The following is a 19921-nucleotide window of genomic DNA, read 5'->3' on the forward strand; positions in this document are numbered from 1 at the left end:
AGTCTCACACGCGGACGCCGCTAACTCACTCGCATCGAGTGCCATCTACGCCACCGTTCCGCCGAGAATCGACTGTTCAGCACGAGCTTTTCCGGTCGCGGGCCGCGGACGTCGTGGCAGCTCACCGGACCTTCCACACTCGCACCATACAGACGTATAGCACACCCGGGCGGCCGGCGCGATCCCGGACAGACGAAGATCGTCCGAATCGTCCGACAGACCGTCAGATACTTGCCGGGGATTCCAGCAGGGTGCGGGCCGCTTCCATCCAGTTCTGGCCCGAGAGCCGGCGGAACGCACCCACGAGCGCGTCGCCGATGTCGAAGTCGGGCGACTGAAGCCACTGGAGCTTGAGGCCGTCCCAGGCGCCGATGAACTGCCGGGCGACCTCGGTCGGGTCGAGCCCGGGGTGTGCCTGTCCGTCACGCTGCCGTTCCGCGACGAGGCAGGCGTAGCCCTCGACGGCGAGCCGGTACTGCCGGGAGATGTACTCCTCGGCGGGGTGCCCGGGGATGGCCGCCAGGCCGAGGACGGCGACGTACAACCTCAGCAGGGGTTCTCGGCGTACGGCGGTCCGCGCGAAGTCCCCGAGCGCGTCGAGGTCGAGGCCTCGCAGGCCATCGGCCAGGGCAACTCCGTCCCGTTCGGCCTGTGCCCTGAGGAGCTGGTCGTCCCGTTCGAGGGCCGCGACGAGCAGGTGGTCCTTCGTCGGGAAGTGATACAGGACGGTCGCCTCGCTGGTGCCGGCCCGCGTTCCCACCTCGGCGGTGGTGACCTTCGCGTGCCCCTTCTCGACCACGAGGTCGAGCACCGCCTGAGCGATCTCCTGGCGGCGCGCCGCCGTCCGCGCGTAGCGACCGCGCCCACGGCCGGCCGTCGAAGCCATGGCACGACGATACGCGCCATCATCCTGAGTCGATACCAAACAGAGGGTCGAGAGTCGGCCTGCCCCCGACTTCCTGGGTCACGCAGACCCTTGCGACAACGTCAATCATTATGCTTTGCTCAGTTTTCGCAGATCAGAGGTGCTCCTCGAAGCACATCGCACATGGGAGACAGACGTGAGATCAAGAACTCCCGGGGCCGCGGCCTGGCCGTGGCGCCTGCGTACCCGCTCACTGGCGGCGGGGCCGGCGCTGCTCCTGGCGGTCGCCCTGGTCGCCGCGGCCTCCTGCTCCTCGGACGGCGAGCCCGCCCCTGCGGCCACGAGGGCGTCGTTGCCTACGAAGACCGACGTGGGGCGCCCGTTAGCCATCAGCACGGACCCGTCACCAGGACCGGCCTGCACGCCTGAGCAGGAGGGGGGCACGGTTTTCGTCACCGCGTCCTGCGTCGATCCGGACCTCAACCGGCCCTATGTCGACGTAGATGAGCAGCGGACCGTGGCAGATCCGACCAGCGGCGTCACCGTGTCCTACCGCTACGTCGGCGGCGGCTTCCGGGACAGCAAGGTGAAGTTCTCCTTCTACTTCCCGAAGCAGTATCAGGGCCGGTTCTTCCAGTACACCTACCCGACGCTGACGACCGCGGAGGCGCCGGCCAACGACATCGCGTTCGCCGTCTCCCACGATGYCTACCTGGTGATGTCCAACAACGGCGGAGGGCTACCCCAGGCAGGTGTGATCGGCGGCGTCCGAGCGAACGCGGCGGCCGCCACGTTCTCCCGCACGGTCGCGGCACAGGTATACGGTGACACGTCCCGGCCTCGGGGCTATATCTACGGCGCGAGCGGCGGCGGGTACCAGTCGATCGGCGCGCTGGAGAACAGCGAGGGCGTGTGGGACGGCGGGGTACCGATGGTCCCCGGCACTCCCAACTCGATCCCGACCAACCAGGTCGTGCCGCTACTCGCCCGCCGCGTGCTCGCCGACAAGCTCCCCCAGATCGCCGACGCGATGGAACCGGGCGGCACCGGCGACCCGTACGCCGGGCTCACCGCGGAGCAGCAGGAGGTGCTGCACGAGGCGACCCGTCAGGGCTTCCCGCTGCGCGGCTGGTGGGACTACAAGAACATGAACAACGGCTCCTTCATAGCCGTGGCCGGGGGCGTCCGCATCGTCGACCCGACCTACGCCGACGACTTCTGGACGAAGCCCGGCTACGCCGGGACCGATCCGGCGTCCTCGGCCAGCGCCGCGCGGATTCAGGCCGAGGCCGACGTCACCGCGGTGGATGGCTCACCGGCCAGCGGATTGGCCCTCTCCGGTGTTCCGGCCGGCGATCTGACGGRCTCCGACCTGGTGGTCCTGACCGGCGCGTCGGCGGGGAAGACCGTTCAGTTCGTCGACGTGAACGGCACGAAGGTCACCTTCCCGACGAGCGCGGACCGCACCGTCACCGGCGCGATCCGCCCAGGCGACCGGGTCCGCCTCGACAACTCCTGGTACATCGCGCTGCAGTACTACGCGCGCTACCAGGTCCCGTCGCAGGACCAGTACGGCTGGAACCAGTACCGGGACGCCGGCGGCAAGCCCCGCTACCCGCAGCGGCCGTCGCTGGCGGGGCCGATCTTCGCCGGCGCGGCCAGCGGCGCCGTCCCGACCGGGAAGTACCACGGCAAGATGATCATGCTGGCGACGCTGCTGGACACCGAGGCGTTCCCCTGGTCCGCCGACTGGTACCACCAGCAGGCCAAAGCCGACCGAGGCACGAAGATCGACGACAGCTACCGGCTCTGGTACATGGACAACGTCTGGCACGGCCCCACGCCCACCCGGCAGGCCACCACGCCCGACAAGTCCGCCGAGACACACGTCGTCGGCTACTGGAGTGAGCTCCAGCAGGCTCTGCTCTACCTCGACGAATGGGTCACCCAGGGAACCCCACCGCCACCCAGCTCCGCCTACACCGTCGACGCCGACTCCCAGGTACACCTGCCCGCCACCGCCGCCGACCGGCACGGCGTGCAGCCCGTCGTCACTCTGACCATCGACAAGGTCGGCTCCCGCGACGCCGGCGACGCCGTGCGCGCCGACGCCGCCGTCGGGCAGAAGGTCACGTTCACCGTGACCGGCGACATGCCCCCGAGTACCGGCCAGATCGTCAGAGTGGAATGGGACTTCGCCGGCACCGGCGACTACGCCGACACGTCGAAGGTGGACCCCGACGGCCAGGTGCGGCTGACCTCCACGCACACGTTCACAAAGCCGGGCACCTACTTCGCGGCCGTCCGGGTCAGCGCCGAACGAGACGGCGACCAGAGCGCACGATTCGCCCTTGTGCAGAACCTCAGCCGCGTCCGCGTCGTCGTGAGGTAACGACTTCAGACGCTCCTCGACGGGACGGCCAGCGCACGTCGCTGGCCGTCCCCGGCGTTGACGCTGGCGACCGCGTCGTGGCCGCGCAGCAGGGCGCACGTCGCCTGCGATACGTACGTACAGCATCGTCCGACAACCTGTGATACGAACGTATTGCGCCGTTTATGGACATCGACCGGGTCGGTGACACGGCGTGCGACGGAGAGGTGCTGCCGGGTGAGGATCGGACTGACGGGACGACCGACGACGGCCGAGAAGCTCGTCGAGCAGGCCAGAGCAGCCGAGCAGGATGGTTTCAGCTCCGTCTGGTACGACAGCACGGCGTTGGGAGACCCACTCGCCGCGATGGCGGTCGCGGGCCGCGAGACCTCCACGATCGAGCTGGGGACCKCGGTCCTCCAGACGTATCCCTGCCACCCTGTTCTGCAGGCCAACCGGGCCGCCGCGGTGGCGGCGACGATGGGACGGCCCGGATTCACCCTGGGCATCGGGCCGTCGCACGAGCCCCTCGTCCGCGGCCTGTACGGGTTGTCGTACGACCATCCGGGCCGCAACACAGAGGAATACCTGCGAATCCTGGCGCCGTTGCTGCGCGGCCAGACGGTGACCTTCGAGGGATCTGACTGGACGGCCCGCGGCGCACGGGTCCCCGCGTCGCAACCGGTACCAGTGCTGCTGGCCGCGCTCGGACCACGGCTGCTGCGCGTCGCCGGCGAACTGGCCGACGGTGTCGTCCTGTTCATGGCACCGCCACGGGCGATAGAGACCCATGTCGTGCCGCGGCTACAGGCCGCGGCCTCCGCCGCGGGACGGCCCGAGCCGCGGGTCGTCGCCGGGCTGCCGGTGGCGGTGCACGACGATCTCGACGAGGCTCGGGCCGCGACGGCGGCCACGTCGAAGGTCTACGAGAGCCTGCCGAACTATCGGAGGATCATGGAGATCGGCGGTGCCGACACTCCGGCCGACGTGGCCGTGCTTGGCAATGAGAAGAGCGTGACGCGCCAGTTGCAAGGTCTTGTGGACGCGGGCGCCACCGATATCCAGGTATTCGTGGTGCCTGTCGGTGACGATCGCAAAGCATCGCGGCAGCGCACCATGGACCTGTTGACCTCACTCGCCGTCTGAGTCTCCAGACGAAGTCGGAGCCCCGCCGCTCAGCTGTCGCCGTGGTGAAGCTCCACCACGCTCGCCTCCGACACCGAGGCGTCCGATGCAGGTGGGGACGGCTCGGGCTCGACCTCGCTGAGGTAGTGCTCGAAGAAGTCCGTCGCCGCTGCATGGGACGTCGACATGCCCACGACATCCTCGATGTGAATCATCATCGGCCCGCTTGTCAGGAGGAAAACGAGCACCTCGGGGGACACCGACCCGAGCGACCGAGAATAGTCGTTCGACGAGCTGCGCAGCGCCGCGAGAGTCAGCTCGCGCACCTTCTCCCCCACCGCCGCGATCTCGGCGCGGATCGCCTTGCGGTGATTCGCCAGCGCCGTCAGCTCTGCCATCAAGGCGGCCGCGACCCTGTTGTTGGAGAACTCCCAGAGCGCCCGCAGCGGCTGCCCCCTCTGAAGCCCGTCGACGAGCACGCCCACTGTCTGCTGTGTGCGCCGTCGGACCAGGGCAAGAAAAAGGTCGTCCACCGCAGGAAAGTAGTACTGCACGAGCCCTGGCGTGACACCGGCTTTCGCGGCGAGGCCGCGATAGGTGACCGCGGCGTATCCCTCGTCGAGCATGAGACGTTCAGCGCTGTCCAACAACACCGCACGCGTCTTCGAGGACTMGGTGCCGACCCGCCGGCGAGGTGTCGTCATCTGGCGCCCTTCAGGATCATCTCCCCGCACGTCTCACACGGAGCCTCGACCGTACGAGATTCCCAGGTCCGACATGCTATGTGGCCGTCGCCGACCGTGCCCAGCGCGTCCCCGCCGTGAGCCCGTCGCCGGCCGGCACCGGCCGGCGACGGAGTCACCCGCGTCGAGAAGCGAAGCTAGCGTGACTCGGCGGAGGACGTGAGGTACTCCGGTATGCGCGGGTCGGGTTCGAGATCGAGCGAGTTCATCACCCAGGCCATGGTTTCGTAGCAGCCGGTGACGAACAGCACGTCGAGCAGCTTCCGCTCGTCGAGCTCGGCCGCGAGTGCTGCCCAGGTGTCGGCCGAGATGACACCGTCGTCGATCAGCTCGTCGACGGCCAGCAGCAGGGCCCGGTCGAGCGGCGAGAGGAAGGGCGCCTTCGGCCCGTAGGCCACCCGCGCGATCTCCTCGTCGGTCAGCCCGGCGGCCCGGCCGGCGAAGAAATGCTGACCCCATAGGTAGCGGGACTGACGGCGCGCCGCGACGCGCAGGATGAGGATCTCCACCTCGCGGATCGGCAGCTCGGTGTCCAGCAGTGTGTACCCGTTGAACGGCAGGAAGGCCTTCGCCAGCACGGGGTGACGGGCCAGCGCGGCGATCGCGTCCCGACCGGACGGCCGGCGGCCCAGGTCCGGCGCGGGACGGCCACGCGTCGTCGGGTCGATCGCAGCCAAGGCGGCGACCACCTCGGCAGGCCACTGCCTCGGATGCAAAGGTGGAATTCGCGCCATCAAGCCGCTCCTCCGCTAGCTGCGTACCAAACGTCCACGGTTCCGCTCAGAATGACGGGGGCGCCTTGAGCATCGCGCCGGCATCGACCCGGAGGTTGAGCCCGGTCATGTAACGCGAATCGTCACTCGCGAGGTACGCGACCAGGCCGGAGACGTCCTCGGGCTCGATGTACGGGATCGGCATCGCCTGCATCACTGGGAACGCGAGTTCGGCGTCCGCCCGAGTGGGGTTCTCCAGGTCCCGCCGGAACGCCCGGTACACATTGTCGTTGTGCAGCAGCGTCGTGTTGACGTTCGTCGGGTGAATGGCGTTCAGCCGGACGGAATGCGGCGCCAGCTGCAGCGCGAGCACCTCGACATACTTGGCGACCAGCTGCTTCGCCAGCGAGTAGCCGACTCCGCCCGACGCGCCCATCGCGTCCGTCGTCCCCTTGATCATGCCAGCGGTCGAGCCGGTGACGATGATCGAGGCGCCCGCGCCCAGGTGCGGCAGCGACACCGCCACGGTGTTCTGCACGCCGCCGAGATCGACGTCCATCGCGTCGACGAAGCTGCTGCACAGCGTCTCGTCGGTGAGGGGGCAGATGCCTGCGTTGGCGCAGACGACGTCCAGCCGGCCGAGCTCGGTGACGCCGGCGTCCAGGGCGGCGCGCAGCTTCCCGCGGTCGCGGACGTCGACCTGCGCCGCCACGATCCGCCGGCCGAGCGCCTCGACCTCCTTCACCGTCGCCGCCAGGTCGTCCGGGGTCGCCAGCGGGTACGGCACGCTGGCGATCTGCTCACAGATGTCGACCGCGATGATGTCGGCCCCCTCGGCCGCGAGCCGCACGGCGTGGCTGCGTCCCTGACCGCGCGCCGCACCGGTGATGAAGGCGACCTTGCCGTCCAACCTGCCCATGGAGTGTCCTCTCGTTCTTCCGCAGATATCTCGGGCCCGCGGCTCTTCGCCATGCGGGCGTCACCAACGGACGGCGGGCTCGCTGTCCGGGAGCAGCGGGCGGGCGTAGGACAGGTCGTCCGTGTCCCAGGTGCCCTTGAGGAAGCCCTTGAAGGCCCCGGAGTGGAGGAACGACGCGTCCGCGGTGAAGGCCCACTCGATCGTGCAGCGCCGCAGGGCGATCTTCCAGACGCCGTCGCGCCGCTCCAGCCGGTCCAGGTAGCGGCCGCCCATGAAGGCCAGCGTCTTGTGGTCCCGGCCCACCATCGTGCCGATCACGTAGCTTTCGGCGTGCGCGACGTCGCCGTCGATCTCACAGGTGTGCGTCGTGATGTTGTGCAGGTGGTCCGCGAACACCAGCGAGTGCTGCTGGTTCGCCCACGGGCCGTAGGCCGCGCCGACGTTCGACACCGGGCCGTGCTCGTCGATCCCGTCCTCCGCCAGCACGCTCGTCATCAGATCGGCGTCGTGCCGGTCGTGCCCGCGTGACTGCTTGTTGACACAGTCGAGGATGTCCTGCCGGTCCCGGAGATAGCGGACCTCACGACGCAGCTCCTCGAGCTCACTGTCAGTACTCATGCAACTCCTACTGGGATCGAGGCAAAGACGATCTGGATAGCCCACACAGGCTCAGAAGGGCKGGAATGGCTTGGTCGTGTCCTGGACCAGTTCGATGCGGGTGCCGTCCGGGTCGGCGAGGAACACCATGTCCATGGCTCCGCCGGGCACGTCGATGTGAACCCGTGTGTCTTCCAGCAGGGTGGCGCCGAGGGCAACCAGATGGTTGCCGACGGCCGCCAGGTCGTCGACATAGAACGACAGATGAGTCAGCCCGTTCTGGTTCCGGCGCCGCAGTGGGGTTCCCTCCGCCGCCGGGGTCGTCCATCCGATGATCTCAAGACGGGTCGCGCCCTTGCGGATGATCTGGGTTCTCCCCTTCATCGGTGGGCTTACTTCGGCGAGCGGGGCGAAGGCGTTACCCACCGGCCATCCCTCGGCGAGCTCGAATCCGAGGCCCTCGGTGTAAAAGCGCAGCGATCTCTCGTAGTCGGAGACGCAGATGCCGACGTGGGAGAACGCGGCGCCCACTGACGCGGTCATGGCTCACTCCTCGTTTCTCACGGATGGCGGCACTCAGGCGACGACGGCTGGCATGCTGTCCCAGCCGCGTACGGTCGACGCCGGGGACCGGACGGCGTTCGCAAGGTCGATGTCCCAGTCGGGCCAGCGGTTGAGCACCTCGTCGAGGGCGATCCGCGCCTCGAGCCGGGCGAGGGCCGCGCCGAGGCAGTAATGCGCGCCCTGGCTGAAGGCGAGGTGCTTGTCGATGGTCCGATGGATGTCGTAGCGGTCGGGGTCGTCGAAGTGCCGGCCGTCGCGGTTGGCAGCGGACAGCATGAGCAGCAGCCTGCTACCGGCGGGGATCCTCTGGCCGTGGACGGTGAGGTCCTCCGTGACGTAGCGCGCGACGTTCGGCGAGGAGGTCTCGAAGCGCAGGAGCTCCTCGATCGCGTTCGGGATGAGCGCGCGGTCCCGGGCAAGCTCGCGGCGCGCGTCGGGGTGCTCGCCGAGGACCTTCCCCATCCAGYCGAACAGCCGCCCGGTGGTGTCGACGCCAGCCGCGGAGATCACCGCGAGGAAGATCTGCAGCTCGTCGCGATGCATCCGGCGGACGGTGCCGTCAACGTCCTGGAACTCGATGCTCAGCAGCTCGGTGATCAGGTCGTCCGACGGGTTCCTCTCCCGCCACGCGACATAGTCGGCGAAGTTGTCCCCGGAGAAGTACCTGTCCTTCCGCACGGCGAGCGGCTCGCCGGGGGCATTGCGCAGCGTCCGGTGCGCCTTGTCGCGCACGATGGGCTGATCGGCGTCGGGAATGCCGACCAGCATGCCGATCACCCGCATCGGCAGCTGGGCGCCGAGGTCCAGGAAGAAGTCGAACCGGTCACCGCCCACCAGCGGGTCCAGACACCCCTGGCAGAAGGCGCGCACCYGGTCTTCCAGCGCCTTCATCTTCCGCGGGGTGAACGCCCGGGAGACGAGGGCGCGGTGCACGGTGTGCAGCGGCGGATCCTCGTTGATGAACACGCCGCGGGGCATCGCCGGGTCCGCCCTGATGACCTCGAGGATGTTGCCCTTCCCCGAGATGAGCCGCCGGTGGTCGCGCAGCGCGGCCTCGACGTCGTCGAACCGGCTCAGGGCGTAGAAGCCGTGCCGCTCGTTGTGGTACAGCGGTGCCTCGTCACGCAGCCGCCGGTAGACCGGGTAGGGGTCCTTCGCGATCTCCTGGTCGTACGGGTCGAAATACAGGTCCGCGCCGCTCATCACTTTCCTCGCAGCCGGCCGACCAGCGGCGCGAACGTGTCCATCGCGTTCTGCGGGACCGTGACGTAGCTGGTGCCGAAGTCGTCGCGGTTGGCGTGCAGCCGCTRCTCCATCTCGTCGAGCGTTCCGACCAGCACGTTGGGATGGTCGGGGAGGACGTCTGCGTCGACGGAGATCCAGCCCGCGATGTCGCGGTAGGCCGCCGCCGGGTCGTCGGTGCGGATCGTGAAATAGGGCGAGCCCTCGATCTCCAGGCCGGCCAGCCGGTCACCGGCCGCGGCCCGCACGAGGTCGTACCGGTACGTCGCCTCCTGCCGCGGCGTGCGGCCCGACGCGTCGACCGGGTCGAAGGGGACGTTCGAGATGCTGACGATGTCTGCCGCCCGGGCCGCCAGGGACAGCATCCGCGGCCGGTTCCCGCCGATCATCAGCGGCGGTCGCGGTCGCTGCGCGGGCAGTGGCAGGCCCCGATACCCGGAGACGTTCACGTGTTCGCCATGCAGATCGATCGGCTCGCCCGACCAGTGCGCCTTCAGCAGGGCGATCACCTCTTCGAGCTTGTCGACCCGCTCCTTGCCAGGGGCGAACGGGATGCCCAGCGCCGCGTACTCGTGCACCTGCAGGCCCGCGCCGATCCCCATCTCGAGCCGGCCGTCGGAGAGCAGGTCGATCGTCGTCGCCTCCTTCACCAGCGCCGCGGGCACGTGATAGTCGATGCAGAACACCCGGCAGCCGATGCRCAGCGTTGACGTGACCGCCGCGGCGGCGGCCATCGCCGCGATCGGCGCGAGGTGCTGCGGAGGCATGCTGCACGCCCGCGCCGCCGGGCCGGGCCCGACATAGTGGTCGGCGACGAACAACGTCGAGTACCCAAGGTCCTCGGCCTTGCGGGCGAGGTCGTACCACTCGCGCGCGGACGTCGCCCGCGTTCCCTGGACGGCGAAGCGGAACGGGCACGTGGTCATCGGGCGTACCCGGCCTGCGCCGCGCCAGGACAGGTAGGACGAGCGCCGCGCCCGGCCCGGATGGCATCGGTGAGCATGTGGCCTCGAGACCTGCCTTCCTACTTGGACGCGAACGTGTTCGCGAAGTCCTGAGCGTCGGCCAGGTCTTCGAAACCGAATTTGAGGTCGAAGTTGGCCATGAGGAGATCCGTGGACGGGTCGAACCGGCCGACCGCCGGGGCGGCGCCGCAGTCCGGCGTCGCCGCCGTCGTCGACGCGGGTTCCTGCCGGGGCGCCGCCTCAGGAGATTTCGAGGAGCATCCCGGGCGACGGCGATGCACAACACCGCGCCTAATCGCTGGGCCGCCCAGCGCGGTCGAGCCATGATGTGGTCCTTCGTCTTGGTTCGGTGCCTGTGCCTGGGTCGTGTCAGATGCCGGCGGGGCCTGGGCCGCCGTGGACGTAGAGGGTCTGGCCGGAGCAGAAGCTGGCGGCGTCGGAGGCGAAGAACAGTACGGCGTTGCCGATCTCCTCGGGTTCGCCGAGCCGGCCGGAGCCGTTCATCAGGCCGATCGCCTCCGGGTCCAGTCCGTAGCGGGCCGCGTCGTCGGTGAGGGTGGCGGCGCGGACGGYGCCGACGGCGACGCAGTTGACGCGGATTCCCTTGCGGGTCCAGGCGGTGGCCATCGAGGCGGTCAGGTTGTTCACGCCGGCCTTCGCCGCGCCGTAGGGCGCTGCCTGTGGCATGCCGAGCAGGCTCGCGCCCGAGGAGATGTTCACGATCGAGCCCTTCCCCGCCGCGAGCATCGGCACGGACGCGGCGCGGGACAGGAACCAGACCGAGCCGAGGTTGAGCGCCAGGACCTGGTGCCATTCGTCCTCGGTCCACCTTCTGATCGACTTCGTCTCCGCGCCGCCGGCGCAGTTGACCAGAACGTCGAGGCGGCCGAACTCGGCGAGGGTGACGTCGACGATCCGCTGGCACTCCTCGGCGCTCGTCACGTCGGCCGGCAGGGCGATGGCGCGCCGGCCCAGTGCCTCGATCTCCTTCGCGGTCGACTCCAGCGGTTGCGGGCGGCGGGCGGAAAGCACGACGTCCGCGCCGTACTCGGCCAGCGCCAGTGCCGAGCCGCGGCCGATCCCGGTGCCGCCGCCGGTCACGACGGCGACCTTTCCGGCCAGCGAGAATCTGTCGTTCACAGGACCGCGCCTCCGTTGGCGGCGATGACCTGGCCGGTGATGTAGCCGGCGGCCTCCGAGCACAGGAAGGCGCAGGTCGCGCCGATGTCGTCGGGGGTGCCCACCCGGCCCGCCGGGATCATCCGGGCGATGACCTCGGTCTTCGGCAGGTTCCGACCACTTTGCTGGCCGCGCAGCAGCGGGGTGTCCACGGCGAACGGCGGAATCGTGTTCACTGTGATCCCCTTAGCTGCGTACTCGAGCGCGACGGCCTTGGTCAGGGCGATGACGCCGCCCTTGGTCGCCGAGTAGTGGCCCTGTCGGGCGGTGCCGGTCTGGCCCGCAGCCGACGAGATCGTCACCACGCGGCCCCAGGCGGCCGCCACCATGTCCGGGATCGCGGACTGGACGCAGTGGAAGGTGCCGGTGAGGTTCACCGCCACGAACCGGTCCCACAGCTCGAGGGAGATCTCCTCGAACGGGGTGAACCCGGAGACGGCCGCGCTGGTCACGAGAATCTGGATGGGCCCGAGCTCGGCGCGTACCCGTTCGAACGCCGCGTCGACCGTCCCGCGGTCCGCGACGTCGACCTCGACCGCGGTCGCCGACGCTCCCACGGCGCGCAGTCGTTCCGCCACCTCCTTGGCCGCGGCGCCGTTCAGGTCAAGAACCGCCACCCGGTGCCCGGCATTCGCCAGGTGCTGGCAGACCGCCAGGCCAAGCCCCGATCCGCCGCCGGTAACGACAGCCACTCGTGTCATGTAGCCGTTCCCTTTCTGTACAGGGCTTCCCGGCCCGCGTGGGCAGCAGGATCAGCGGTCGCAAAGTCATCCGCCGGCACGCGCCACTCCGGTAGCGAGCGCGCGGACGAGTTCGGGCGGTGGATCCTGATCACACTGATCTGCCGATGAGGGCGGGCATGGAGTCCCAGCCCCGGACCGTCGAGGTGGGCGCGCGGCGGGCGGCGGACAGGTCGACCTCCCAATCAGGCCACCGCTTGAGGACCTCCTCGAGGGCGATGCGCCCCTCCAGGCGAGCCAGCCCCGCGCCGAGGCAGAAGTGCACGCCGTGGCCGAACGTCACGTGCTGACTGATGTCGCGATGGATGTCGAACTGCTCCGGGTCGAGGAACTGCCGCTCGTCGTGGTTGGCCGACGAGAGCATGAGCAGTAGCGCGCTGCCTGCCGGGACCGTCTGCCCATAGAATTCGACGTCCTCGGTGACGTAGCGGGCCACGTGCGGGCCGGGCGGCTCGTACCGCAACAGCTCCTCGACCGCGCGCGGGATGAGCGCCGGGTCGGCGACCAGCTCRGCGCGCTGGTCGGGATGCTCGGCCAGCACCTTGCCCATCCAGCCGAACAGCCGGCCCGTGGTCTCCACGCCGGCACCCGCGATCACCCCGACGAAGATCTGCACCTCCTGCCGGGTCAGCCTGCGGACCGTCCCCGACAGATCGGTGAACTCCAGCGTGAGCAGCTCGGTGATGATGTCGTCCGACGGGTTGTCGACCCGCCACTTCACGTACTCGCCATAGTTCCCGCCGTCGAAGTACTTCTCCTTCGTGACCGGCAGCGGCCTGCCCGGCTGGTTGCGCAGGGCGCGCTGCGCGGTGGATCGCAGCGACGCCTGTTCCGAGTCGGGAATGCCGAACAGCATGCCGATGGTGCGCATCGGCAGTTCGGCGCCGATGTCCAGCACGAAGTCGAAGCGTTCCTCGCCCACCAGCGGGTCCAGGCAGGCCGCACAGAACGCCCGCACCTTCTCCTCCAGCGCCCTGATCTTCTTCGGCGTGAACATCCGGGAGACCAGCGCACGGTGAATCGTGTGCAGCGGCGGATCCTCGTTGATGAAGATCCCCGGCGGCATGACGGGCGCCGCCTTCACGACCTCCAGGATGTCGCCCCTCGTCGAGGTCAGGCGCCTGAGGTCCTTGAGAGCCGCGACGACGTCCTCATAGCGACTGAGGCCCCAGAAGTCGAGGCGTTCGTTGTGGTACAGCGGCGCCTCGTCGCGCAGCCGCCGGTAGACGGGGTACGGATCCGCGTCGATCTCGACGTCGTACGGGTCGTAATAGAGGTCGCCTGCACGCACCGTCTAGCCCTCCCTGGACATCCTTGTACGAACGTATAGCATCGGGTCATACATTCGTACAGGCCATCGCCGCGGGGTTCAAGCGATCTCCGGCCRCCGGGCGGTGGGCACGCACATCTGAATCTCGTCAGTCGCAGAGTGGAGAGAACGCGATGACCGCGGTGATGCAGGGCGTGCGCGTCCTGGAGGTAGCCGAGCACACCTTCGTCCCGGCGGCGTCCGCCCTGCTAGCCGACTGGGGCGCGGAGGTCATCAAGATCGAGCATGTCGAGCGGGGCGACGCGATGCGCGCGCTCGGCTCCACGGGCGTCGCGACCATCTCCTCCGACGTCCACGTGCTGCTCGAGCACTCGAACCGAGGCAAGCGCAGCCTCGGTCTCGACCTCACCTCCCCGGAGGGCTTGGACGTCCTCTACCGGCTAGCGGCTCAGTCAGACGTGTTCCTCACCAACAAGCTGCCCGGCGTCCGCGCCAAGCTGAAGATCGACCTCGAGGAGATCCGCGCCCACAACCCGCAGATCATCTATGTGCGCGGTACCGGCCAGGGCGAACGCGGACCGGACGCGAACAAGGGCTCCTACGACTCGTTGGCCTTCTGGTCCCGCGCCGGGCTCGCCGTCGGCGTCATGCAGCCCGAGTACGGCCACGTCCCGGTACCGCCGGGGCCCGCGTTCGGGGACTCGTTCGGCGCGATGACGATCGCCGGCGGCATCATGGGCGCACTGTTCCACCGGGAGCGCACCGGCGAGACGACGGTCGTCGACGTCTCGCTGCTGGGTACCGGGATGTGGGCCATGGGCGCCGCGTTCGCGCTGTCGATGCAGCTGAAGATGCCCTGGAAGCCACCGCCCGTCGAGGCGGTGCGCGCCAATCCTCTCGTCATGAACTACCTGACCAAGGACGGCGCCTGGATCGCGCTGTGCTGCCTGCAGGCCGCCAGGTACTGGCCGCCGCTATGCGACGTCATCGGCCGGCCGGATCTCGCGACGGATCCCCGCTTCGCCGACCACGCGTCCCTGACAGCCAACAGCGGCGCGGCGATCGAGATCCTCACCGAGGCTTTCGTCGGCCGCACGCTCGACGAGTGGCGCCTGCTGCTGGCCGATTTCGTCGGCCAGTGGACCGTCGTCCAGGACACCCTGCAGGCCGTCGACGATCCGCAGACCACCGCCAACGGCTACATCCAGGACTGCCGGACGGCGAACGGCGCGCCCTTCCGCCTCGTTGCCGCGCCGGTCCAGTTCGGCGAGCAGCCCGCACCCGTGCAGCGGGCACCCCAGTTCAACGAGCACGGCGACGACATCCTCACCGCGCTCGGCCTCGACTGGGACACCGTCATCGACCTCAAGCTGCGCGGCATCGTCGCCTGAGCGAGGACGACACCGCGCCCGACCGCGAGCCCAGGCGAAGGAGAGGAAGGACAGCCATCAACAAGGACGAGCTGATTCTGATTAGCGTGGACGACCATGTCATCGAGCCGCCGGACATGTTCACGGGCCGGCTCCCGGCCAAGTACGCCGACGACGCGCCGCGGATCGTCCGTCTCGACAGTGGTGCCGACGTGTGGAAGTTCCGCGACACCATGATCCCCAACGTCGCGCTCAACGCGGTCGCCGGCCGGCCGAAGTCGGAGTACGGCCTGGAACCGCAGGGGCTCGACGAGATCCGCCCCGGATGCTACGACCCCACCGAACGGGTCAAGGACATGAACGCCGGCGGGATCCTCGCCTCGATGAACTTCCCCTCGTTCCCGGGGTTCGCCGCCCGGCTGTTCGCGACCGACGACCCTGAGTTCTCCCTCTCGCTCGTCGAGGCCTACAACGACTGGCACATCGACGAATGGTGTGCAGCGCACCCCGGGCGGTTCATCCCGATGGCGATCCCGGCCATCTGGGACCCCGAGCTGTGTGCCGCAGAAGTGCGCCGGGTCGCCGCCAAGGGCTGCCACTCGCTCACCTTCACGGAGAACCCGGCGACGCTCGGCTACCCAAKCTTCCACGACCCCTACTGGAACCCACTGTGGCGGGCCTGCTGTGACACCGGCACCGTGCTGTCGATCCACATCGGCTCCTCCGGCAAGCTCGCCGTGCCGGCGCCCGACTCCCCACCGGACGTCCTGATCACCCTGCAGCCGATGAACATCGTCTCCGCCGCCGCCGACCTGTTGTGGTCACGGGTGCTCAAGGACTTCCCGGACATCCGTATCGCGCTGTCCGAGGGCGGCACCGGCTGGATCCCCTACTTCCTGCAGCGCGTCGACCGGACCTACGACATGCACGCCACCTGGACTTTGCAGGACTTCGGTGGCAGGCTCCCGTCGGAGATCTTCCGTCAGCACTTTCTGACCTGTTTCATCAGCGACCCCGCCGGCGTCCAGATGCGCGACCAGATCGGCCTCGACAATATCGCCTGGGAATGCGACTACCCGCACAGCGACTCCATGTGGCCAGGTGCACCCGAGGAACTGCATGCCGCGATGAAGACCTTCGGGGTTCCGGACCATGAGATCAACAAGATGACGCACGAGAACGCCATGCGGTGGTACTCGTTCGACCCGTTCACGCACATTCCCCGCAACCAGGCCACCGTCGGCGCGCTGCGTGCCACCGCCGACGGCCACGATGTCTCGACCCGCTCCCTCAGCCACCACCAGGTCGACCCCGCCGAACGGTTGGCCGCCTACGCGGCGCAGCGCGACTCCATGGCCGCCGGACGCTGAGGGCCCATCCTGGCTGCGCGACCTAACCCGGAGTGCATACCGCCGGCCGCGCGACGCGATGTACGCAGCCGGGACGGGCGGACCGCATGCCTTGCCCCTTCAGAGCGTGTGTTCCAACCACTCGAACGAACTGAACGACCGTTCAACATATTGCGGCCGCGCATCGGGGAGCAGACGGGTCGGGCAGTCTTTCGACACAAAGACAGGAGAATCTGATGACGTCCAAGGGACAGCCCCTGCGGGTAGTGCAGTGGACAACCGGAAAAATCGCGCGGGAAGCGGTGAAGAGCATTGTCGAGCGCCCAGACCTCGACCTCGTCGGCGCGTACGCCTTCAGCGTGGAAAAAGTCGGCGTGGACGTTGGCGAACTCACCGGTCTTGATCATCAGCTGGGCATCACCGCCACCGACGACATCGACGCCCTGATCGCGTTGCGGCCAGACTGCGTCGTCTACATGCCGCTGCACCCGGATGTTGATCACCTGGTGCGCCTGTTACGGGCTGGAATCAATGTCGTCTCCACCGCGAGCTTCATTACCGGCCGTTCGTACGGCGCCGAGTCGCGCGCGCTGCTCGACAAGGCGGCGACGGACGGTAACGTGACCCTCTTCGGCACCGGCGTCAATCCGGGCTGGGCGGAGTACATCGCGACCGTCGCCTCCAGCCCGTGCCGGGAGGTGAGCCACGTCCAGGTCACCGAGTCCTTCAACATCGGCCTATGGGCCTCGGACGCGAACCAGGACGAGCTCGGCTGGGGCCGGCCAGCGGGCGACCCCGGCCACGCCGACGAGATCCGAGCCGCCACCGCGGTCTTCGGCGACGCCGTCGAGTCGATCGGCGACCAGCTCGCACTGCCACTCGACGACATCCGCTGCGAGGTGCAGTTCGCGCACGCGACCGCGGACTGCGACGTCCCCGGCCGCACGGTCCGCAGGGGCACGGTGGCCGGGCTGGATGTCCACTGGATCGGGTCCGCGGCCGGTGTGGACGTCGTCGAGACCCAGGTCCGCTGGACCGTCACCGCTGACCTCGAGCCCGCCTGGGAAATTGCGATGGCCTACCTTGTCGAGGTGCGCGGGACCCCGCAGATCAAGATGCGGATCGAGGTCCTGCCCGCCGACATCGCCGCCTTCACCCTCGAGGACGCCTCAGCGCTCGGCTCGATGATCACCGCGATGCCAGCCGTCAACGCCATCCCCGCCGTCGTCGCCGCCCGCCCCGGCATTGTCACCTACGCCGACCTGCCGACCATCGCCTCGCGTCTCGTCCCGAAGATCTGAGCGGCCGCGCCTGCACAGACGGCCGCGGGCTGTCTCGACGAGAAAAAGGATGAGAAAAATATGGGTCGGTTGGCCGGCAAGGTAGTCGTGATCACTGGAGCCGGTTCCGGCATCGGCCGCGCGGCGGCATTCCTGTTCACCCAGGAGGGTGCACGGGTGGTCTGCGCCGACGTGAGCGGACGAGAGGAAACCACCGCGAAGGCCATCGGCGAGGCGGCTTTCCCCATCCATGTCGACGTGTCAGCGGCGGCGGACATCGACGCCATGGTGGCGACCGTGCTCGAACAATTCGGACGGCTCGACGTCCTGTTCAACAACGCCGGCATATCCAGCCCGATCTTGCCGCTCGCCGAAACCACTGACGAGTATTTCGAAAGCGTGATCGCGGTGAACGTCAAGGGTGTTTACCTGGGAATGAAGAAGGTTATCCCCGTCATGCTGGCCGCCGGCGGCGGGTCGATCATCAACACGGCGTCGGCGAGCGGGCTGGTCGGCTTCAAGGGACTTTCGCTCTATGCCGCGTCGAAAGGCGCGGTCGTRCAGCTGACCAAATCCGCCGCGCTCGACTACGCCAGGAAGGGAATTCGCATCAACGCACTGTGCCCCGGGCTCACCTGGACGGGCCAGGCCGGCGCGGCCGACGACTCGTCGCCGCCCGCGGACCTCGTTCCCCCGCAGCCGGTCGGCCGGTGGGGGATGCCCGACGAACTGGCCGCCGCCGCGCTCTTCCTCGCCAGCGACGAGTCCTCGTTCGTCACTGGCATCGCGATGCCCGTCGACGGCGGATATACCGCCCGCTGAGCGGGACGCGCCGCGGGAGTGAGGAGCACGATCGTGGACGTTGCGACCATGACGGACGTGGAGCAGATCAAGCAGCTCAAGGCACGATRCTTCCGGCTGATGGACACCAAGCAGTGGGACGAATGGCGGGACGTCTTCACCGAGGACGTCACCGTCTGGGTGGCGGACGTCCCGGACGTGACCTTCGCCGGTCGCGACAGTTTCGTCGCGACCATGAGCAGACAGCTCGACAAATGCCTCAGCGTTCACCACGGCCACATGCCGGAGATCGCCGTCACCGGCCCGGACACCGCGACCGGGATCTGGGCCATGGCCGACGACGTCCAGATGTTCACCGACGCGTCACGCACCGAGCTGAAGGCCACACTGAAGGGTTTCGGCCACTACCACGAGAAGTACCGCCGCTGCGATGACGGGCGCTGGCGGATTGCGCAGGTCCGCCTGCACCGCCTGCGGGTGGACATTTCCTGATCACGTTCATACCGGCCGGGCGCGGTCGCGTAGCGCACGTCGCCAGGGAATCTGAAAGCCGGTCACGCGGGCCCATGCGGACGGGCCCGCCTTCGGCCGTCAGTGGACGCGGGTCGGCTGCGCGTACGCGAGTAGGACGGCACGCTCCTCGGGTGACGCGAAGCCGGTCCCGATCAAGCGGTCGGGTCGGCCAGCTCACCGGCCACGCGCAGCAGCCGCGGGCCGAGCGCGGCGAGCAGTACCGGCACGGGCCGCGCCGTCGGTACCGTCGCGTCCCTGGCCGTCCAGTCCGCTCCCTCGAACGTCACGGTCTCGCCGCGCAGCAGGCGTCCTGTCAGACCAATTCTCACCTGACAACATCCTCAGCGTCGGAAGTCATGAGCGACAATGAAGTAGTCGCTCAGACCCGAACGGAGCCGAGTCAGTGCTACCGCAGTGATCGGCAGCGTTCCCACTGCCATACATCCATACAGCAACGCCATAAGACCGCACAACGGCGCCCACGGTCGTTGCTGCGGCCTGACCGGTTCCTGATCGATGCCGAGCGGGCCGCAGCAGCCTGGCAAGCGGTTCGTCTGAGATCGACATCGCCGTTGATGTCATTCGCCGAGGATCATTTGGAGGAGATCAGGTCTATCAGGATGGCGATTAGATCCGCGGGTGGCACGCGGCGAGCGGACCTTCTGAACGACTGGGTGTTCAGGTGATAGCCGATGAGCGTGCTTCTGATCGTTACCGCGAGGGCCTGGGGGTCGCGTCGAGGAAGCTGCCCGGATTCCATGAGCTGGTTGAGGCGTGCGGCGCTGGCGTCGAGGGCGGCGTTGTAGAGGCCCTCTACCTCGTCAAAGAGGTCGCCCATCGCGTGGGCGTCCCGGTGGATGATCGCCTCGAGCTGGCCGAGTTGACCCAGTGTCGTGAGGGCCTCGTGAAACTCCAGCGCGAGCGCGATCTTCACATCCGCGACGGTCGATTCGCCGATCGTCGTATCGCCGATCGAGGTACGGAATCGGTCGAGTTCCTGTCGGACGACGGCCTCGAAGAGGGCCTCCTTCGACGTGAAGTGACGGTAGAACGAGCCAGATCCGGCCCGGAGCCCGGCACGGGCCTCTAGATCGGAGACCGTGGTGCCGGCGAGGCCGTTGCCGGCGAACAGGGCGAGTCCCGCATCCAGCAGGCGCTCACGGGTATCCCGGGCCATGCCTCATCCTAGGAGCCGTCAGTAGCGGATCTTCTTGCGCAGGGTGACGCAGGGCGCCTGCCTGCGAATTTGGTCGGCCCGGCACCCGCACCGACCAGGACGCCTTCCCTCCTCCGGCGGCCAGTGAGAACAATGCCA

20 protein-coding genes and 1 pseudogene are annotated in these 19921 nt (G+C 68.5%); 7 read left to right on the top strand and 14 right to left on the bottom strand.

What is annotated here, in order from left to right:
- Nucleotides 1-223: 223 nt before the first annotated feature.
- Nucleotides 224-886 (bottom strand): TetR/AcrR family transcriptional regulator, encoded by a 663-nt coding sequence (locus tag BL253_RS32145; RefSeq protein WP_076821131.1) that lies wholly within the window; start codon nucleotides 884-886, stop codon nucleotides 224-226.
- A gap of 175 nt (nucleotides 887-1061) precedes the next feature.
- Between BL253_RS32145 and BL253_RS32150 the strand changes: the two genes are divergently transcribed.
- Together BL253_RS32150 and BL253_RS32155 are read left to right on the top strand one after the other, a co-directional pair.
- Complete coding sequence (locus BL253_RS32150) at nucleotides 1062-3257, top strand: PKD domain-containing protein (protein WP_338013763.1); 2196 nt, start codon at nucleotides 1062-1064, stop codon at nucleotides 3255-3257.
- Between the two features lie 216 nt (nucleotides 3258-3473).
- Nucleotides 3474-4382, top strand: a complete 909-nt coding sequence (locus tag BL253_RS32155; protein WP_076821133.1) for a TIGR03564 family F420-dependent LLM class oxidoreductase — start codon at nucleotides 3474-3476, stop codon at nucleotides 4380-4382.
- Nucleotides 4383-4411: 29 nt separating this feature from the next.
- Here BL253_RS32155 and BL253_RS32160 read toward each other — a convergent pair whose 3' ends face one another.
- The 11 genes from BL253_RS32160 to BL253_RS32210 form a co-directional block, all read right to left on the bottom strand.
- On the bottom strand, nucleotides 4412-5065 hold the full coding sequence (locus BL253_RS32160; RefSeq protein WP_076821135.1) for a TetR/AcrR family transcriptional regulator: 654 nt from the start codon (nucleotides 5063-5065) through the stop codon (nucleotides 4412-4414).
- A 176-nt stretch (nucleotides 5066-5241) separates the two neighbouring features.
- Nucleotides 5242-5781, bottom strand: coding sequence for a carboxymuconolactone decarboxylase family protein (locus tag BL253_RS32165; protein WP_420801739.1), 540 nt, complete (start codon nucleotides 5779-5781; stop codon nucleotides 5242-5244).
- Nucleotides 5782-5884: 103 nt separating this feature from the next.
- Entirely contained in the window at nucleotides 5885-6736 is an 852-nt protein-coding gene (locus tag BL253_RS32170; RefSeq protein WP_076821139.1) for a mycofactocin-coupled SDR family oxidoreductase, read from the bottom strand.
- Nucleotides 6737-6796: 60 nt separating this feature from the next.
- A complete protein-coding gene (locus BL253_RS32175; protein ID WP_076821141.1) occupies nucleotides 6797-7354 on the bottom strand; it encodes a nuclear transport factor 2 family protein in 558 nt (185 codons plus the stop codon).
- Between the two features lie 51 nt (nucleotides 7355-7405).
- The gene (locus tag BL253_RS32180) at nucleotides 7406-7876 is read right to left on the bottom strand and encodes a VOC family protein (protein WP_076821142.1); all 471 of its coding nucleotides are present in this window, start codon (nucleotides 7874-7876) and stop codon (nucleotides 7406-7408) included.
- A 33-nt stretch (nucleotides 7877-7909) separates the two neighbouring features.
- Nucleotides 7910-9100, bottom strand: a complete 1191-nt coding sequence (locus tag BL253_RS32185; RefSeq protein WP_076821144.1) for a cytochrome P450 — start codon at nucleotides 9098-9100, stop codon at nucleotides 7910-7912.
- Nucleotides 9100-10065 (bottom strand): TIGR03621 family F420-dependent LLM class oxidoreductase, encoded by a 966-nt coding sequence (locus BL253_RS32190; protein ID WP_076821146.1) that lies wholly within the window; start codon nucleotides 10063-10065, stop codon nucleotides 9100-9102. The genes BL253_RS32185 and BL253_RS32190 overlap by 1 nt, the downstream gene beginning before the upstream one ends.
- Before the next feature lie 98 nt (nucleotides 10066-10163).
- A complete protein-coding gene (locus tag BL253_RS32195; protein WP_076821148.1) occupies nucleotides 10164-10385 on the bottom strand; it encodes a hypothetical protein in 222 nt (73 codons plus the stop codon).
- Between the two features lie 88 nt (nucleotides 10386-10473).
- Complete coding sequence (locus BL253_RS32200; RefSeq protein ID WP_076821150.1) at nucleotides 10474-11244, bottom strand: SDR family NAD(P)-dependent oxidoreductase; 771 nt, start codon at nucleotides 11242-11244, stop codon at nucleotides 10474-10476.
- A complete protein-coding gene (locus tag BL253_RS32205) occupies nucleotides 11241-11984 on the bottom strand; it encodes an SDR family NAD(P)-dependent oxidoreductase (RefSeq protein ID WP_076821152.1) in 744 nt (247 codons plus the stop codon). The genes BL253_RS32200 and BL253_RS32205 overlap by 4 nt, the downstream gene beginning before the upstream one ends.
- 130 nt (nucleotides 11985-12114) lie before the next feature.
- Nucleotides 12115-13314, bottom strand: a complete 1200-nt coding sequence (locus BL253_RS32210) for a cytochrome P450 (RefSeq protein WP_076821154.1) — start codon at nucleotides 13312-13314, stop codon at nucleotides 12115-12117.
- 152 nt (nucleotides 13315-13466) lie between these two features.
- Here BL253_RS32210 and BL253_RS32215 point away from each other — a divergent pair, with 152 nt between their 5' ends.
- The 5 genes from BL253_RS32215 to BL253_RS32235 all read left to right on the top strand — a co-directional run bounded on the left by BL253_RS32215 (nucleotide 13467) and on the right by BL253_RS32235 (nucleotide 18585).
- Complete coding sequence (locus BL253_RS32215; protein WP_076821156.1) at nucleotides 13467-14684, top strand: CaiB/BaiF CoA transferase family protein; 1218 nt, start codon at nucleotides 13467-13469, stop codon at nucleotides 14682-14684.
- Between the two features lie 56 nt (nucleotides 14685-14740).
- Nucleotides 14741-16033, top strand: a complete 1293-nt coding sequence (locus tag BL253_RS32220; protein ID WP_096336135.1) for an amidohydrolase family protein — start codon at nucleotides 14741-14743, stop codon at nucleotides 16031-16033.
- A gap of 215 nt (nucleotides 16034-16248) precedes the next feature.
- Nucleotides 16249-17313, top strand: a complete 1065-nt coding sequence (locus BL253_RS32225; RefSeq protein WP_076821158.1) for an NAD(P)H-dependent amine dehydrogenase family protein — start codon at nucleotides 16249-16251, stop codon at nucleotides 17311-17313.
- Between the two features lie 60 nt (nucleotides 17314-17373).
- Entirely contained in the window at nucleotides 17374-18114 is a 741-nt protein-coding gene (locus BL253_RS32230; RefSeq protein ID WP_076821160.1) for an SDR family NAD(P)-dependent oxidoreductase, read from the top strand.
- A 33-nt stretch (nucleotides 18115-18147) separates the two neighbouring features.
- Complete coding sequence (locus BL253_RS32235; RefSeq protein ID WP_081438913.1) at nucleotides 18148-18585, top strand: nuclear transport factor 2 family protein; 438 nt, start codon at nucleotides 18148-18150, stop codon at nucleotides 18583-18585.
- A 185-nt stretch (nucleotides 18586-18770) separates the two neighbouring features.
- Here BL253_RS32235 and BL253_RS40670 read toward each other — a convergent pair.
- Together BL253_RS40670 and BL253_RS32245 are read right to left on the bottom strand one after the other, a co-directional pair.
- Nucleotides 18771-18923 (bottom strand): annotated as a pseudogene (locus BL253_RS40670) (LLM class flavin-dependent oxidoreductase); the annotation flags it as partial.
- A gap of 275 nt (nucleotides 18924-19198) precedes the next feature.
- Nucleotides 19199-19783 carry a TetR/AcrR family transcriptional regulator gene (locus BL253_RS32245; protein WP_076821162.1) on the bottom strand — a complete coding sequence of 195 codons (585 nt, stop codon included), beginning with the start codon at nucleotides 19781-19783 and terminating at the stop codon, nucleotides 19199-19201.
- Nucleotides 19784-19921 lie beyond the last annotated feature (138 nt).

This window comes from Pseudofrankia asymbiotica, assembly GCF_001983105.1.
GTDB classification, from domain to species: domain Bacteria; phylum Actinomycetota; class Actinomycetes; order Frankiales; family Frankiaceae; genus Pseudofrankia; species Pseudofrankia asymbiotica.